The organism is Microcystis sp. M20BS1 (assembly GCF_020245305.1).
Taxonomy (GTDB): domain Bacteria; phylum Cyanobacteriota; class Cyanobacteriia; order Cyanobacteriales; family Microcystaceae; genus Microcystis; species Microcystis ichthyoblabe_A.
In genome coordinates this window covers 62118-77833 of the sequence record NZ_JADBUZ010000114.1, presented here as the reverse complement: position 1 = coordinate 77833, position 15716 = coordinate 62118, and the positions used below count along the sequence as shown (strand labels likewise).

The following is a 15716-nucleotide window of genomic DNA, read 5'->3' as shown; positions in this document are numbered from 1 at the left end:
TGACTTCGTTTCTCAGGAATTGAGAGCGGCGGAAGACCCAGAATTTGAAACCTTCTACACTAAAAATATTCTGCTTAACGAAGGTCTGAGAGCTTGGATGGCTCCCCAAGACCAACCCCACGAAAACTTTATCTTCCCTGAAGAAGTATTACCTCGCGGTAACGCTCTCTAAGGATGGCAAGAAAATTTACCGAATAGGGGGAAGGGTGAAGTTAAATCACCCTTCTTTTTTGTTGATTAAGGCACTTCAAGCACTACTACTCATTTTCTTGATACCCCTGTAAGATAAACTAGAGAATTTCTTGGAGATTAAGACAATGTTTCGCCAAATTTTATTATCTAGTCTCAGTTTGTTGCTAATTTATCCCCTAGGGAGCGAGCCAGCAGCGGCCAGAACCACGAGAATTAATTGTGAAAGTCAAAGCGGTCGCACTACTCGCTGTCCCGTCAACGCTAGATGGGCCCAAGTCAGATTAACCCGCACTCGCTCCGCTGCTCCCTGTGAGGGTAATTGGGATTTCCAAAACGGCAATATTGTGGTGAGAAATGGTTGTCGGGGCGAGTTTGAGGTACGCACCGACGACCATCACGGTAATTCTGGTGGCGGTTGGGACGGTAATGTTTATGAAGAATTTCGCCTCCCCAATATCGGTCGTTTTGTCGTTGATCGCCGCAGTTATTATGATAGTGGCAGAATTAGAGAATTTGATGCGATCGTTAATGGCAGTCGCGAGCGTTGGTGGGCCAATTGTCGTGGTGGCGAACTCGGCAGCGGTAGTCGTCGCATCCGCTCATCCCGGGAAATCGATCGAGTAGTGGACTTTGTTTGTGAGGATCGGGGTTAAATATAGAAACCAAAAACCTATCTAAAACCTTTTGAAGTTACTCATTTATATAGCTAGATAGCTAAAATGAGTAACTTTTACTGAAGATAGATTTTAAGAACGTTATCAGGTAAGCTAAGACCCACTTTAACCGCCTATTTTTAGATTACCTGAATCTCTCCCAATCTCTTGACTTGCCTCGAACAGTGGCTTGAGAAAACTAAAATCTTTAAGATAACTGCTGTAAGAAACCCGTTTTCTTGATCTGCTGCTAGAATTCAAGTAGATTGGAGGAAAATATATGGAGCCGGCAAACACCTTAGATGCTCTAATGCTCAAAACTATCATCAAGGAAAGCGTCCGCGAAGTTATGCGGGAAGAATGGTTTAAATTCTTCGAGATGCTGATTCCCTATGTTGATGATATAGAACAAGCTGACATAGAAGCAAACTTTAATCCTGTTGATTACAAAGACGACGGCTTCGTTGATATTACAGACTGGTTTAATCGTGAAGATCAGGATCAGTAAATCAGCCAATAAATTTTTGGAGAAACTAGATGCCAATAGCCGAAAATCTTTTTTGACTAAAATTAGTATTTTCAAAACCTGCCTTGAAACTCAAAATGTTTATCCCCCTGAAGAACTTGATATCAAAAAACTTAAAGGTGAGTTAAAAGGAGACAGACGAAATCTTTATTTATGAGATTAACTTTAGAGGCAATATTTACGATTAATTAAGCGATTGGCAACGTTCGCATTTACCAATTATTTTCGATACTTCTTTCCGCAGCCATCTAACTTTCATGAGTTAATTTAGCAAATACTGCTTCTTCTTCGTCAGCAAAGTATCCAGCTTCGACTGGGGCCACTGCTTTCTTAATTTTCTCGCCAGCAGCCAGAATAATCACGCGCTCTGGACGATTACTAGACTTCTGACATAATTAACTCTTGAGAGTTCAAAAATGGGAAAATAGGGATGAAGTTGCCTAAAATATCTTTATACTTAGTTCTCCTGACTACTGACTACTGGCTCCTCTCTCTGAGGATTACCGGTCACTGATTACTGATTACTGATTACTGATTAGAGAATACCCGCATTAGAAAGACCGAGAACCAGTCCCGCACCGAGAATATGGCCAAAACTCATGGTAGCCAATAATTCCGGCAGACCGAAGCTTTTTTTCGAGGCCAACTGCGGCAAGGGTAAAGCCGGACCTGCTCCGGTATTTTGGATGGCAAAATAACCGATAACGAAGGCTACTAGGTTAGCTAAGGTCATGGTAATCCCGACGGATAAATTCCAGGGAATGGTTTGAGCAGTGGCTAAAAGTAAGGTGGAAGGGATCATTGGCACTCCAGTCTTGATAAGATTTTGTTAATCACAGGGCATTATAAAAAGCTCTTGACCCGAAACTGCTTTTTGTTTGAATACTTAACAGTTTTTGTAACGTTTTGTGAATAAGATTAAATGCGAATTAAAATTTGCGGCATTACCCAACCAGACCAAGGACAAGCGATCGCTAATTTAGGAGCTACGGCCTTAGGTTTTATCCTCGTACCAAGTTCGCCTCGTTACGTCAAAATCGAGCAAATTAACGCTATTATCGCCGCTATACCCGACAAAATTGATTTTATCGGGGTTTTTGCCGACGAGCAACCGGAAATTATTCAGCAAATAATTGTTAAAACCCCCTTGACAAGTGTGCAGTTACATGGTATAGAATCTCCCGAATATTGCCAAAGGCTGCGGCAATTATTACCCGACCGGGAAATTATCAAGGCTTTGCGGATCAAAGACAGAGAAAGTTGGGAAAAGTCGGCAATTTACTTCAATAGCGTCGATACTTTGCTTTTAGATGCCTACCATCCCCAATTACTCGGCGGTACGGGACATACCTTAGACTGGCAAGCCTTAGCCAGTTTTTCGCCCCCCTTGCCCTGGTTTCTCGCCGGAGGACTCAACCCCGATAATATTGGTGAAGCTTTAACCAGGCTGCACCCCCAGGGTATTGATGTGTCTAGCGGCGTTGAGCGATCGCCTGGTGATAAAGATCTCAAAAAAGTCGCCCTCTTGCTAGAGCGACTGCAAAAAATCAGTGATCAGTGATCAGTTAGAAGGTTTTGGGTGTTGGGGTTTTAGTTGAATTCCCCCATTTCCCCATTGCCCTGACTAGAAGAAATTAGGTTTATGACGGATCAGGTTAAGATACTCCTCGCGGGTTTTCTGCTCGTCTTGGAAGACTCCTAACATGGCACTGGTGACAGTCCAAGATCCCGGTTTCTGCACCCCGCGCATTACCATGCACATATGGGTTGCTTCCATGACTACCGCAACCCCTTGGGGGTCGAGAATTTCTTGAATCGCTTCGGCAATCTGACGGGTGAGGCGCTCTTGGACCTGTAAACGACGGGAATACATTTCCACAATGCGGGCCAATTTACTTAATCCGACCACCTTTTGGTTAGGAATATAGGCAACGTGGGCCCGACCCATGAAGGGTAACATATGATGTTCACAGAGACTAAAGAAGTCAATATCGCGCACTAATACCATCTCATTATGACCTTCATCGAAAATCGCACCATTAACGAGGGTTTCTAGGGATTGTTGATAGCCCTGGGTGAGAAACTGCATCGCTTCGGCCACCCGTTTGGGGGTTTTTAATAAACCTTCTCTTTCGGGGTCTTCCCCCACCGAGATCAGGATATTTCTGACCGCATCCATCATCTGTTCTTTGTTTTCGTCGGAAGTTGGATGAATTTGAGCGGTTTTGCCATTGTGGGTGTTGCGATCGGGGCGAGTGGTCACGCGTGCTTGGATAGCGTCGGTTAGATTACCGTTTAAACCGTTAGAAGAAGCTATGGTCATAATGAGGATGCCTGTAGGCGAATTGATTGATAAATAGAAGTATTTCGGGTTATAATGCCCCCGCACTGGGCATAATGGTCATCGTTTCCACTACGGCCTGTTTGGGCAGTAACACCGCTTGCAGAATGGCCTGAGCGATGATATCCGGGGTTAACATGGCCGAGCGATCGAAATCTGCTTTGACGCTATCGCTGTCCCAGATGGGAGTATTGACAGCCCCGGGGATGATAATCGTGATGCGAATGGCGTTAGCCCGCTCCTCGATCGCTAAAATGCGAGAAAATGCCACTAATCCAGCTTTGCTGACACTATAGGCCCCCCAATCAGGAAAAAAATTATCGGCGGCGATCGAGGAAATGTTAATGATCGTGCCTCCTCCCTGTTGACGCATAGCAGGTAAAATTCCTTGCACACACTGATAAACACTGGTTAAATTCAGATCGATCACCCGCTGCCAGTCTGACAAAGGTGTGTCAGCTAAGGGATTTGTGTAACCCATGCCAGCATTATTGATCAGGATATCGATCGGTCCGGATTCTTGGGCGATTTTAGCGATACTAGGAGCTACTTCCGGGATATCTGCCAAATCTAAGGGGTAAGCTTGGGCTGATACGCCTAAATCTGCCGCCATTGCCGCCACGGTTGCCAATTTTTGCTGATCGCGACCGATTAAAACCAGATTAATTCCCGCCTTGGCGAAAGCGAGGGCGGTTTCTTTGCCGATGCCGCTACTGGCTCCGGTGATCAGCGCTCGCTGTTGACGAATAACAGAGTTCATGGTATAGTTTGAAATCTCTTAATTCTTGGTAGTTAGGGCAAAATTTTGGCGGTTAGGGGGACCCTAGAAAGTTTTAAGGGAGTTGGGTTAGATCGGAGCAATTTTTCTCGCACCAAAATGGCTGCGGCCCACCCGGGCGGGGGGAAGCATTGACTATCGGGTAGGTTCAAGATTAAGAATCGTTACAAAATTTTACCTAGCCAATTATAGCACTGTTAAGTCAGGGATCACTAATCTTTGTGTATATTCAGATATCTAACCAGCGAGGGAAAAAAGCGGACTGGTGGGCAAGAATTGTTGAGGCTGCCTTGAAACTCCCTCCCCCCGCGCTGAAAACTACTCACCGGAGGAGATGGCAGCGGTGGGTTGAGTGCGATTGACAATCACCACTTGATCGCCGACAACGGGACTTCTAGCGAGGAGAATTCCTTCATTATCCTTCATTTCCAAGCGGCGAAAATCGAGACTTTGGCAACGTTGAAAAACCGAATTAGCCAATTTATCCTGTTGTGATGCCTCGAGACTATACCAATTATCGCCCAAAATAACTACTAGACGACTAGCCAAAAAGTCCGCTTCTATAGTAGAAATAATCCCGGTGGGATAACGAGTAGTTAAATCGGTAATTTCCTCTTGAATAGCTGCGACTAAACTTTGTTCGGGAGTTAATCGTGGTTTTGCTTTAGTAATCGGGACGGGAATCGGTGCCTCTGGTGCGGTTAATTCTGGGGGGGTTTCGATAATTTCCCCGGCTGCCGGTGGGAGACTAGGGATAACTTCGGGCATATTTTCGGCAATTTCCGCCGGATTTTTCGGTAAGCTGATCACGGCTACTAAGAGGATAGTGACTAAACTTCCTGTTAACAAGCCGGTGATTAACCAATCGGGAATTTTTTCGCTAATTCCTGCCGGTAAAAGTCGGCGAATTTTGTTCAAAATTGCCGTCCACCAACCTTCCACCTGCTCGAAATCTGGTAAAATATCGTCGATTCCCTCGGCTGCTTCGATGGGAGAATCTGGGGTTAAACTTTGCTCAACTCCGGCGAATTCGTCTGGTTTTAAAGCAGCGGCTAACTGTTGCGTTGAGTTAAGAAGATTATCAATAGCAACTTTTGGGGGTAACACTATCCCCGTTCCCGTGTTAAGTTGGGAAACGATCGAATTTAACTGCTCGATCGCCTCTTGTAGTCGGATCACCGTTTCTGCTTGGCTGAAATTCTCTCGCTCATTTGGTTGAGTCATAATCTTTCTTAACTCGCTGCCATTCTTTTTCAAAATATCATTCTATGCGCCGTTTTCTCAGTTTTTTAACCAGTATTTTCCTTGTCTTCCTGACTGCTTGTGGTAGTGTCACTCCCCCCCAAGAATTTGCCCCCCCTGGAGAAATCGTCACCAAAGCCCTTTTATTACAATTTCGTCACACATCCGATCGCCTTAGTCAATCTTTACAGATCGATGAGCCGTCGGTAAAAATTGCTAAAATTAATGTCACCAGTCTGGAACCGATTTATGTGGGTAATTTGCCCGCTTATCACTTGCAGGGAGATTACGATCTAACTCTACAATTGCCCCATCAAAAAGATACCAAACAACACAACAATTTTGATCTTTATTTACAAAGACAGATCGAGGGGAAAACTTGGCGTTTACTGGAAGAAGTTGCCTCACAATGGCGCAGCTATTTAGTGAGATAACTGGAAAAAGCCAGGGGATTTTGCTATAGTCTATGATCATCAGCAATGACAATCCTCAAAGGGAAAATTTAGCGATCATGATTACCTGTCCTCGTTGTCAGCACAAGGTCGATAGTCAAGCCTTACAATGTCCCTACTGTTCTAATATTTTAAAGGCTTATGGTCATCCCGGCATGACCCTACATCAAGCTGTCACTGGCGAGTTTTTGTGTGAGACTTGTCTGTATCATGGCGATGATAGCTGTAATTTTCCCCAACGTCCCTACGCTACCAGCTGCACTTTATACAAAAATAGCCAAATAATAGCCGAAAAAATTCCTCCTCTCCCTCTTCCTAGGGTTTTTAAAAATTGGTGTCTCAGAAATAAGGGATTATTGCTATTATTAACCATGATTTTGGGCAGTATTACTTTGGCTTTTATAAACTCACGTCGTTAATTTTTTTGCTGGCGATCGAGCCTTGATATGAATCTAGATCGAACCAGAAAGTTGTGCCAATTCCCACTTCACTAATCAAATGAATTTGACTATAGTGTTTTTCGATAATATTTTTGACGATCGATAATCCTAATCCCGTCCCTTCTAGGGTATGAACGCGATTTTCTACCCGATAGAAGCGATCAAATATAGCAATTTGATCCTCGGCATCGATGCCAATACCAGTATCGGATACTTCCACGCGAATTTTGAGAGTTTCTTGGGGATTATCTTTGCTGATTTCATAGGCACGAATCACCACTTTACCGCCAGCAGGAGTAAATTTTAGGGAGTTACCGACTAGATTAGTTAATACCTGTAAGAGTAGATCATAATGACCTAAAATTGGCAGTAAATTGGCTTCAATGTCCGAGCTTAATTCTAGTCCTTTATCCCTAGCATTGAGTTGATAAGTCCTCAGGGTTTGTTCGATTAATTGTCCGATATCGAGCGCATCTAAGTTATAGTTACGCGAGGATTCTAACCGAGAAAGATCGAGAACATCATTAACCAAACGAGTTAAGCGATCGGTTTCATGATTAGCGGTTTCTAAAAACTCTCTTTTTTCTGTATCGCTGAGATCCTCACCAAATTCTGTCAGGGTTTCAATAAAAGATTTGATGTTAAATAAAGGGGTTCTTAACTCATGGGAAACATTGCTGATAAATTGACTTTTTGCCTCATTTAATTCTGTTTCTCTGGTAATATCCTGTAGCGTCACAGCAATTCCCCGGACATTCTCCCGATACTGATCGAATACCTGAGTTAACAAAATGCGAATTGTGCAGGGTTTCGGGTGAGTTAAAGACAATCTAAATTCCGCCGGGGAATAGTTATTATTTTCCTGATAAATAACAGCATTTTTCTGATTTTGATTAGCGGATTCTTCTGGTTGGAGGGTTTCTCCCGCCGCAATTTGATAGAGAGGTTTAGTTAGTTTAACCGTTAACTCCGAAGGAAAAAGATGTAGAACATTTTTACCGATAATTTCCTGATCTTCCCAGCCAAATATTTCCCGAGCTGCGGGATTAATCAATAATAATTGAAAGTTAGTATCTAAGAGAATTGCTCCATCAGCAATAGTGGACATTAACGTATCTAGTTTGGCTTTTTCGGCGGTCATTTCTTCGATATTTTGTTCCTCGTATCGTTCTAACTTTTCCGCCATTTCATTAAAACTGAGAATTAATTCCCCTAACTCTCCTCCTAGTGGTAAATCAACGCGCTGCTTAAAATTTCCCGCTGCAATATTTTTGACCCCGACTAATAACTCCTTGATTGGTTTGGTGATAGTTAAAGCATTAAAAACTGCCCCGAGAATCACCATGGCCCAAATCGAGACAAAAACGGCAATAGTAACATCACGGGTTAGATTAGAAGAAGCCACCACAATAGCGTTAGGATTGATCCCGATCGCCAATACTCCCAAATATTTGCCCTCATGATTCAAGGGAACAAAGACATCGGTTACTTCACCGTCGGGGGTTTTATGCTGACGGATGAGGGGAGTTTCCCCATTTTCGCCATAATTTTCCGGTAATTGAATGCGACGCTCGATCGTCAGGGAATTTTTAACTTCGGCGGTAGAATAGGGAATACCGAAAAATATTTCACCCTCCTCGTTAGCGTAGATCAAATAACGCACACTGGAGGTACTACTATAAAAACGGGCTGAAAAACGGGCTAAATCGGTTAAATTGTCCTCAGCAATCAGAGGGGACACATTAGCGGCTAATAACAGCCCTAAATCCCTGCCAAAACGGGTATCATTGAGACGCACATCCTGCTGGATCGTGTTAACCGCCCAAAAGGTTAAACCACTCATCAACAAAGAAACGGCTAAAGTAGCCGCAGCCATTAATTTAGTTTGGAGAGTGAATTCGGACCACCAACGGGCGATCGCTTTTCGGAGAATGGGCAGAAAATTAAACACGGTTAGGCAGCATTAATCGGTGTTCTTAAGGAGTCTATCGCTCAAATCGCGGGTTAACATGATTATCTTAACTCATTATTAAGCTGGTAGCCGTTAAACCAGCACTAATCAAAGCCTAAGTCTCCGAGAAAGTTAAGAAATGCCCAAAAGCGCCAATAGTTCTAATTTTAGCCACCCCCGGTACTTCTGTGGTGTAAATACTGAACACACCTAAATTTTGCCGTTGACTAGAGGTTTCGATCGCTGGTTTTAAGATTTGATTTTTGATCACATTTCTGGCTGCCACCGGTAAAGAATCGATCGAGTCACAGAGACTGATTTTCTCGCAGGCGATTTTGTCGGCATGAGCGAGAAGTTTTTCGGCGGCGTATTCGCTGTAAAGTTCTTGGGGGGGATTGGTAAATCCCATAATCCCCGCTATTACCCCCAGGGCGATCGCTCCCTTGAAGAAATTACCCCCCATAGCTACTTAGCTCCTTGATTTTGTCTTCTCACTCTAATTTTGACAAGACATTTTCGATCTGGCTAGGGGGCAGTGTTAATTTCTTAAACCAATACCGGGTGCATAGCACTCTAGTACATTTCCCGTGAGACTGCAACTAATTAACAGATAATCACAGTGAGAACAGGCGGTGCTAACGAGATGGTGTTCTAAAATATGCTGTCTTTCGGCAAAATTTCCACAATTAGGACAGCGCACTTGTTGCAGGGTGATCATAGCAAACCTCATTAATTAGTTATGTTTTGTATATAAAGCTAGTTTTTCTTGATCCCAATCGGTTTAAGCCTATTTTTTCCTTGATCCCCATTATGAACTCGATCATCTGATCTGGCTAGTAATTTTTACTAAACTTTGCAATTTTTCTTGAAAAATTTAACAATTTCTTCCTAGGGTTTTTTACCGTGATCGGATATGTGTCGGTAATTTTGGCGAAGAGAAAGCCGGAAAGTAAACTCTTAAACTGCTAATCCCTTACTGCTATAATTACGGCTGAGATTATTGATTATCCTATGAAGTACGCTCTGGTTCACGAGTGGTTAACCCCAAAAGCGACGGGGGGATCGGAATTAGTGGTTAGGGAGATTTTACAATGTCTAGAGGCGGATTTATACGCTTTGATCGATTTTGAGTCCACTAATCCCGATAGTTATCTCTATGGTCGCTCGATCGGGACAACTTTTCTGCAAAATTTCCCGAAAGCGAGAAATGGCGTACAAAAATACTTACCTTTTCTTCCCTTGGCGATCGAGCAGTTAAATTTAGAGGATTATGATGTGATTTTATCCTCCTCCCATTGTGTGGCTAAAGGGGTTTTAATACGACCGGATCAGGTTCACATTTGTTATTGTCACACTCCGATGCGTTATGCTTGGGATTTAACTTTTGACTATCTGGCTAATAGTAAGTTAGGACAGGGATTACCCAGTATTTTCACCCGTTATCTTTTGCATGGTTTGCGTCAGTGGGATGTGATTTCTGCTAATCGTGTGGACTATTTTCTGGCTAATTCCCACCACACCGCTAGACGAATTTGGCGCTGTTATCGACGGGAGGCAAAAGTTATTTATCCTCCCGTACAAATTGAGCGTTTTCCCTACCAAGAGAAAAAAGAAGATTTTTATTTAGTAGTCTCTCGTTTGGTTAGTTATAAAAAAGTCCCTTTAATTGTGGAAGCGTTTAATCAATTGGGATTACCCCTAGTGGTTATTGGAGATGGTCCCCAGATGGCTTTAATTCGACAGTTAGCCAGGGATAATATTCAGATTTTAGGTGCGGTTTCTGATCGAATGGTAGCAGAATATATGTCGAGAGCAAAAGCGTTTATTTATGCTGCTTGTGAAGATTTTGGTATTGCTTTAGTGGAAGCGCAAGCTTGTGGTACTCCCGTGATTGCATTTGCTGCTGGAGGTGCTTTAGAAACCGTGCGGGATCTGCGGGAAAATCCTCCCCAGGGAACAGGATTACTTTTTGGGGAACAAAATCCCCAATCTTTGGTAGAAGCGGTTAAATATTTTGTGGATCAGGGTGATAGAATTGCTCCAGAAAGTTGTCGGCAACAGGCTAATAAATTCACTCCAGAGGTTTTTAGAAATGCTTACAGTTTGTTTATAGAGGAACATTCAATATCTAAAAATTATTGCTAAGTTTAATTAGAGCAGTTATCCTGATGGTGAGCTAGGAGGTTTTCGTTTTAGGGAGTCAGTCATCGGTAGTCGATAACAAATTAGGTTACACTTTATTTTGATGAGAAACGTTGTATTTCACCAATGGTGAGGATGCAGTCAATGCGCCCAAAATGTAATATTATGGATATTTCTCGAAAGTAGCTATCTAGCCAACGCTGATAGCTTACCGTGGTGCTTGTGATGACAGAAAAGCGAGGATTATAGCCGTGCCTTGGAATCGAGTTAATCAATGGGTAGAAAGACGCTCTTTAGTGGCCTTAGAATCAGCTTATCAGAGAGCGCTGAAAATTAAAGCGATCGAAGATCAACATTTTGGGGGACAAAAAATTTCCCCAGCTGCCGTGGGAGGAAAAAGTGTTTATGATTACTTTCAAAGTACCCTAGAGCGAGAATTGTTCCAGATACGTCTCGATTTAACTCAAGTGCGTCTGGGTAATTTTCTTAACCCGCAAACTAACCCAGAAAATAATAACATCCTAGAGACTTTAAAGGTGATCGAGGATATTATCGGTAAATATCGCCTAGATTTAGGGGAATTGCTGCCCCCATTACCGAATAATCAAACCCCAAATCTGCCCAATACCAATCTCACCAGTGATAAACCCAGGGATAAAGATAACCAGATAATTTCTCCTGCAACCAGTAATAAATTTTTTAACTTCCAGCAAGAATTAACCCCCGAATACGAACAAACTGTCATCAAACAACTCCGTACCCTGCGACAACAGCAGCGCATCGCTATCCGTTTTATCCTGATTATTATTTTAGTTCCTCTCTCGGTGCAGGTTATTAGTAGAAACTTTATTTTTAGCCCTGTCTTCAACTATTTTGGTGTGGATAGAGCGAAAATATCAGAAGTTTATATTTCTCAGGAAATTGGTGAAAAATATCTCAGGGAATTTGCTAGACTTCAAGAAATACAAGAAATCAAGCACGTTTTAGGAGTAGCAAAAGCAGGGCAAGAATCAGAAGAAACCTTTCGGGAACAGGTGCAAGAATTATTCAGAGAAGCGGGTTATGAAAGTCAAGATGGTTGGAAAAACTTACTCTCCGATATTACTGGAGTAATAGCCTTTATTGCCATCTTAATTTTTGGTCGTCAACAATTGGCAATTACGCGAGCTTATGTTAGTCGTTATTTTCTCAGCTTAAATGATATCACCAAAGCCTTTATCTTTATCCTCTTTACCGATATATTTGTCGGGTTTCACTCAGCGGAAGGTTGGACGGTAATCTTAGAAACTTTGTTCCGGCACTTTGGTTGGCGCGAGAATATTACATTTATCAGCTTGTTTGTGGCCACTGTTCCCGTTATCCTAGATACCATCTTTAAACTATTAATATTTAATTATCTGACTCGTAAATCTCCCACTGCCGCAACTATCCTAGAAAAAATGAACCAGTAACGCCCTATGATCCTCAGTATTGCCGATACTTTCATTAAAAGACCCGTTCTGACCACAGTTTGCTCGATTTTAATCGTTTTGATCGGGGCGATCGCTATTCCCTTTTTACCCCTAGAAAAACTGCCGCAGTTGGCATTTATTCAGGTAGCGGTAAATGCCAACTATTTGGGAACCGATGCCAAAACCGTACAGGATAACGTTACCACGGTACTTGATCGCCAGATTAACGGGACAGAACAGATTGTTTATATGCAGTCCCAGAGTACCAACACTGGACAAAGTACGGTGAATGTCTTTTTCCCGGTGGAAATGGATCGGAACATTGCCCAAGTCTTGGTACAAAACCGCGTCAGTACCGCCGCCGCTAGTTTACCAGAAGAAGTGAACCGGCAGGGGGTGACAACCAATACCCAATCCCCCAGCGTTACCCTTGCCTACGGGATTTCCGCCAAACCGGACGAAAAGGGCAATTATCCCTACGATACGGTCTTTTTAAGTAACTTTGTTGATCGAGTCATCGATGCCGAGATTCGCCGGATCGAGGGGGTTGGTAGTACAACCATCATCGGGGAAAGGGAATACGCCCTGCGTTTTTGGCTTAATCCCGATGCTTTAGCCGCTAGGGGCGTATCGGCGGAACAAGTAGTACAGGCGATCCGAGAACAGAATATTCAGGTGGGTGCGGGGACAATTGGCGGTGATCCCAGTCCCGAAGAGCAGCAATTCCAGATCGCAATTCGCGCCGTTGGTAGGGTTGCCACCGGGGAGGAAGCAGAAAATATCGTCGTCAAAGTCGGGGAAAATGGCGATTTAATCCGCATTAAAGACGTGGGACGGGCAGAAATCGGAGCAGAAAACTACAGTACCGCCGCCTATTTCGACAAATCCCCCGCCGTCGTCTATATCGTCTATCAGTTGCCCGGTTCCAACGCTTGGAATACTGCCAAACTGGTAAAAGAGAAAATGGCGGAACTAGAACCAAGTTTCCCCCCGGGGTTAAATATCGCCATTACCCTCGATAATACCGCCTTTGTCGCCGCTTCCCTGGAAGAAGCCGTTGGCACTCTGGTGGAGGCGATTTTACTGGTTATTCTAGTCATTTTTATCTTCCTTCAGGATTGGCGCACCACGATCATTCCAGCGATCGCTATTCCCGTATCTTTGATCGGAACCATGGCCGTCGCCCTGGCTTTAGGCTATTCTCTCAATAACCTCTCCTTGTTTGCCGTCATTCTGGCCACCGGGTTAGTGGTGGACGACGGCATCGTGATCGTAGAAGCGGTATCGGAAAAATTACGACAGGGAATGCGGCCATTTCAAGCTGCCCTCGATGCCATGGGTGAGTTAACCTCGGCGGTAATTGCCAGTTCTCTTGTACTATTTGCGGTTTTTATTCCCGTCACCTTCTTCCCCGGTACGGTGGGGATCGTTTATCGACAATTTGCCGTCATCATCTCCGCTTCAATTCTGATCTCCACCTTTAACGCCCTCAGTTTTTCCCCCACCATGTCGGCGATTATCATGAAACCGCCCCAAGGCACCCGCGGACCCTTGGGACTGTTTTTCGAGGGCTTTAATCGGGGTTTCAACGCAGTTAAAGAAGGTTATCGACGCTTGATCGAATTTCTGATCCGAGTTAGGTTTCTGGTCTTACCCTTCTTTATCGCCGCCCTCTTTCTCACAGCTTGGAGTTATAGCACCACTCCCCAGGGTTTTATCCCCGAAGAAGACCAAGGTTATGCCTTCGTTTTGGTGCAAGCACCCCCCGGGGTTTCCCTGCGCTACACTGACCAGGTTATCCGTCAGATTAACGAAGAAATTCTCGACGGTATTGAAGAAATCGATCACTTTGTCGGTATGGCGGGCTTTAGTTTTGCCGGAAGTGGCAGCAACCAAGGGCTATTTTTTGTCAAGTTAAAAGAATGGTCGGAACGGACTGGGGAAGATAAGTCAGTTTTCGGCATTCTTAGGAAAATTAACCGAGAATTAGCCACTAAAGTCCGAGATGCTCGCGCTTTCGCCGTTAATGCGCCCCCCGTGGATGGATTAAGTTCTACCGGCGGTTTCGAGTTATTTATCCAAAACCGCGCTTCTTTTCCCATGGACGCTTTGATTGCCAACGCTAATAACGTCATGGCCGAGGCCCGAACAAGACCGGAATTATCGGGAATTTTCACCCAATTTACCACCGACACGCCGATGCTGGAACTTTCCATCAATCGCAACCAGCTACAGGCGCAAAACGTCGATATGCAGGCCGTTTTCGGAACCCTGCAAACCTATCTCGGTTCCAACTTCGTTAACCAATTCGTCTTAGGCGATCGCTTGTATCGAGTCTTTGCCCAAGCAGAAGCGGATTATCGTTCTAATCCCGAAGATATTAACCGTCTTTACGTCCGTTCCCGTACTGGGGCCAATATTCCCCTATCGGGTTTGGTTAGCGTCAAACGCTTCACCTATCCACCGATTATCACTAACTTTAACCTCTATCCCTCGATTAACGTTCAGGGTAGTCCCGCTCCCGGTTTTAGTACGGGACAGGCGATCGCAGTGATGGAAGATGTTTGTCGGAAAGTCCTGCAGCCCGGTTTCGGTTACGCTTGGACGGGTACGGCTTTCCAAGAAAAAACTTCCGCCGGGGCTGCCCCAGTTATCTTCGGATTAGCCTTTATCGTGGTTTTCCTCGTCCTTGCAGCCCAGTACGAAAGCTATATCGACCCGATTATCATCATGATTACCGTTCCCCTAGCGATCCTAGGTGCCATGGGGGCCTTACTGTTGCGGGCGAATTTCCTACAAGTGGGTAGTCTGTTCCCGGCGGTGAATAATAATATCTATGCTCAGGTGGCTTTGGTCATGTTGATCGGTTTAGCGGCTAAAAATGCCATCTTGATCGTGGAATTCGCTAACCAGTCCCGTACTTTGGGTTTAAGTATTCCCGATGCGGCAGCCCGGGCCTCGACGGAACGCTTAAGACCAATTCTGATGACGGCTATTTCCGGTTTAGTCGGTTTCTTGCCCTTGGTTATCGCTTCCGGCGCCGGAGCGATGAGTCGTTGGTCCCTAGGAACTGCAATCCTAGGCGGTTATCTGATTTCCACGGTGTTGAGTTTATTTCTCGTCCCGGTGTTGTATGTGCTGATCAAACAGTTCGAGGCCCGATTCCTCTCCTCGAAACCCCCGAAAAGTGGCGGTTCTGGCGGCAAAAAAACCCCTTCTCTCGATGGGGAAAGAAATACATCAGAAACCCCGATAGAAGAAGGGGCCATTTCCTCTTTGAAAATCTCTCCTCAGTCTGGGAATGACTAGGGTGTTAGATTTTGGGGTTTTGGGGTTTTGGGGTATTAGGGTTTTAGGGTTTTGGGGTTTTGGGGTATTAGGGTTTTAGGGTTTTAGGGTTTTAGTTGAAATTCCCCCACCTCCCCACTTTCCCCCCGCAACGCGCACGAAGTGGTCTCCCCACTTTCCCCATCACCCCACTTCCCCATCACCCCACCTCCCCACACCCCACACCCCACACCCCACACCCCACACCCCACACCCATCTC

16 protein-coding genes are annotated in these 15716 nt (G+C 44.5%); 9 read left to right on the top strand and 7 right to left on the bottom strand.

The genetic code is table 11. From position 1 onward, the window contains the following. From IM507_RS12305 to IM507_RS12295, 3 genes are all read left to right on the top strand, one after another. Nucleotides 1-172 (top strand): photosystem II protein D2 (locus IM507_RS12305; RefSeq protein ID WP_271931852.1); only part of this gene is annotated, 172 nt, incomplete at its 5' end. Nucleotides 173-317: 145 nt separating this feature from the next. Further along, nucleotides 318-845: a DUF3011 domain-containing protein gene (locus IM507_RS12300; protein ID WP_123230751.1), complete on the top strand. Its 528-nt coding sequence runs from the start codon at nucleotides 318-320 to the stop codon at nucleotides 843-845. 280 nt (nucleotides 846-1125) lie between these two features. After that, the gene (locus IM507_RS12295; protein ID WP_002773466.1) at nucleotides 1126-1353 is read left to right on the top strand and encodes a hypothetical protein; all 228 of its coding nucleotides are present in this window, start codon (nucleotides 1126-1128) and stop codon (nucleotides 1351-1353) included. Between the two features lie 553 nt (nucleotides 1354-1906). On the opposite strand, the gene psaK is transcribed toward IM507_RS12295, so the two are convergent. Then, nucleotides 1907-2173: a photosystem I reaction center subunit PsaK gene (gene psaK, locus IM507_RS12290; RefSeq protein WP_002736399.1), complete on the bottom strand. Its 267-nt coding sequence runs from the start codon at nucleotides 2171-2173 to the stop codon at nucleotides 1907-1909. Nucleotides 2174-2293: 120 nt separating this feature from the next. On the opposite strand from psaK, the gene IM507_RS12285 reads away from it, so the two are divergent. After that, nucleotides 2294-2932 carry a phosphoribosylanthranilate isomerase gene (locus IM507_RS12285; protein ID WP_123230752.1) on the top strand — a complete coding sequence of 213 codons (639 nt, stop codon included), beginning with the start codon at nucleotides 2294-2296 and terminating at the stop codon, nucleotides 2930-2932. A gap of 63 nt (nucleotides 2933-2995) precedes the next feature. Here the strand turns inward: IM507_RS12285 and folE are convergent, their stop codons facing one another. The 3 genes from folE to IM507_RS12270 form a co-directional block, all read right to left on the bottom strand. Continuing rightward, nucleotides 2996-3694, bottom strand: a complete 699-nt coding sequence (gene folE, locus IM507_RS12280; RefSeq protein WP_002738197.1) for a GTP cyclohydrolase I FolE — start codon at nucleotides 3692-3694, stop codon at nucleotides 2996-2998. Between the two features lie 49 nt (nucleotides 3695-3743). Next, entirely contained in the window at nucleotides 3744-4472 is a 729-nt protein-coding gene (locus IM507_RS12275; RefSeq protein ID WP_069474366.1) for an SDR family oxidoreductase, read from the bottom strand. A gap of 336 nt (nucleotides 4473-4808) precedes the next feature. Further along, nucleotides 4809-5714: a hypothetical protein gene (locus tag IM507_RS12270; RefSeq protein WP_123230753.1), complete on the bottom strand. Its 906-nt coding sequence runs from the start codon at nucleotides 5712-5714 to the stop codon at nucleotides 4809-4811. Between the two features lie 44 nt (nucleotides 5715-5758). On the opposite strand from IM507_RS12270, the gene IM507_RS12265 reads away from it, so the two are divergent. After that, a complete protein-coding gene (locus tag IM507_RS12265; protein ID WP_002737932.1) occupies nucleotides 5759-6166 on the top strand; it encodes a hypothetical protein in 408 nt (135 codons plus the stop codon). Nucleotides 6167-6243: 77 nt separating this feature from the next. Beyond that, a complete protein-coding gene (locus IM507_RS12260) occupies nucleotides 6244-6603 on the top strand; it encodes a hypothetical protein (RefSeq protein ID WP_002735775.1) in 360 nt (119 codons plus the stop codon). Here the strand turns inward: IM507_RS12260 and nblS are convergent. The 3 genes from nblS to IM507_RS12245 all read right to left on the bottom strand — a co-directional run bounded on the left by nblS (nucleotide 6584) and on the right by IM507_RS12245 (nucleotide 9293). Continuing rightward, on the bottom strand, nucleotides 6584-8575 hold the full coding sequence (gene nblS, locus IM507_RS12255; RefSeq protein ID WP_002735697.1) for a two-component system sensor histidine kinase NblS: 1992 nt from the start codon (nucleotides 8573-8575) through the stop codon (nucleotides 6584-6586). The genes IM507_RS12260 and nblS overlap by 20 nt on opposite strands. Nucleotides 8576-8690: 115 nt before the next feature. Then, entirely contained in the window at nucleotides 8691-9038 is a 348-nt protein-coding gene (locus tag IM507_RS12250) for a DUF4359 domain-containing protein (RefSeq protein WP_002737573.1), read from the bottom strand. Nucleotides 9039-9113: 75 nt separating this feature from the next. Continuing rightward, nucleotides 9114-9293 (bottom strand): hypothetical protein, encoded by a 180-nt coding sequence (locus IM507_RS12245; protein ID WP_002800600.1) that lies wholly within the window; start codon nucleotides 9291-9293, stop codon nucleotides 9114-9116. A 293-nt stretch (nucleotides 9294-9586) separates the two neighbouring features. On the opposite strand from IM507_RS12245, the gene IM507_RS12240 reads away from it, so the two are divergent. The 3 genes from IM507_RS12240 to IM507_RS12230 all read left to right on the top strand — a co-directional run bounded on the left by IM507_RS12240 (nucleotide 9587) and on the right by IM507_RS12230 (nucleotide 15477). Beyond that, entirely contained in the window at nucleotides 9587-10720 is a 1134-nt protein-coding gene (locus IM507_RS12240; RefSeq protein ID WP_287637098.1) for a glycosyltransferase, read from the top strand. A gap of 248 nt (nucleotides 10721-10968) precedes the next feature. Continuing rightward, nucleotides 10969-12168: a proton extrusion protein PcxA gene (locus IM507_RS12235; RefSeq protein ID WP_190538077.1), complete on the top strand. Its 1200-nt coding sequence runs from the start codon at nucleotides 10969-10971 to the stop codon at nucleotides 12166-12168. A 6-nt stretch (nucleotides 12169-12174) separates the two neighbouring features. Beyond that, nucleotides 12175-15477 (top strand): efflux RND transporter permease subunit, encoded by a 3303-nt coding sequence (locus tag IM507_RS12230; protein WP_287637097.1) that lies wholly within the window; start codon nucleotides 12175-12177, stop codon nucleotides 15475-15477. The last annotated feature ends 239 nt before the right edge of the window (nucleotides 15478-15716 follow it).

Excerpts from the sequence above, each read along its gene's own strand:
- IM507_RS12300 (WP_123230751.1), top strand. The coding sequence starts at position 318 with ATGTTTCGCCAAATTTTATTATCTAGTCTCAGTTTGTTGCTAATTTAT.
- IM507_RS12295 (WP_002773466.1), top strand. The coding sequence starts at position 1,126 with ATGGAGCCGGCAAACACCTTAGATGCTCTAATGCTCAAAACTATCATC.
- psaK (WP_002736399.1), bottom strand. The coding sequence starts at position 2,173 with ATGATCCCTTCCACCTTACTTTTAGCCACTGCTCAAACCATTCCCTGG.
- IM507_RS12285 (WP_123230752.1), top strand. The coding sequence starts at position 2,294 with ATGCGAATTAAAATTTGCGGCATTACCCAACCAGACCAAGGACAAGCG.
- folE (WP_002738197.1), bottom strand. The coding sequence starts at position 3,694 with ATGACCATAGCTTCTTCTAACGGTTTAAACGGTAATCTAACCGACGCT.
- IM507_RS12275 (WP_069474366.1), bottom strand. The coding sequence starts at position 4,472 with ATGAACTCTGTTATTCGTCAACAGCGAGCGCTGATCACCGGAGCCAGT.
- IM507_RS12270 (WP_123230753.1), bottom strand. The coding sequence starts at position 5,714 with ATGACTCAACCAAATGAGCGAGAGAATTTCAGCCAAGCAGAAACGGTG.
- IM507_RS12265 (WP_002737932.1), top strand. The coding sequence starts at position 5,759 with ATGCGCCGTTTTCTCAGTTTTTTAACCAGTATTTTCCTTGTCTTCCTG.
- IM507_RS12260 (WP_002735775.1), top strand. The coding sequence starts at position 6,244 with ATGATTACCTGTCCTCGTTGTCAGCACAAGGTCGATAGTCAAGCCTTA.
- IM507_RS12250 (WP_002737573.1), bottom strand. The coding sequence starts at position 9,038 with ATGGGGGGTAATTTCTTCAAGGGAGCGATCGCCCTGGGGGTAATAGCG.
- IM507_RS12245 (WP_002800600.1), bottom strand. The coding sequence starts at position 9,293 with ATGATCACCCTGCAACAAGTGCGCTGTCCTAATTGTGGAAATTTTGCC.
- IM507_RS12240 (WP_287637098.1), top strand. The coding sequence starts at position 9,587 with ATGAAGTACGCTCTGGTTCACGAGTGGTTAACCCCAAAAGCGACGGGG.
- IM507_RS12230 (WP_287637097.1), top strand. The coding sequence starts at position 12,175 with ATGATCCTCAGTATTGCCGATACTTTCATTAAAAGACCCGTTCTGACC.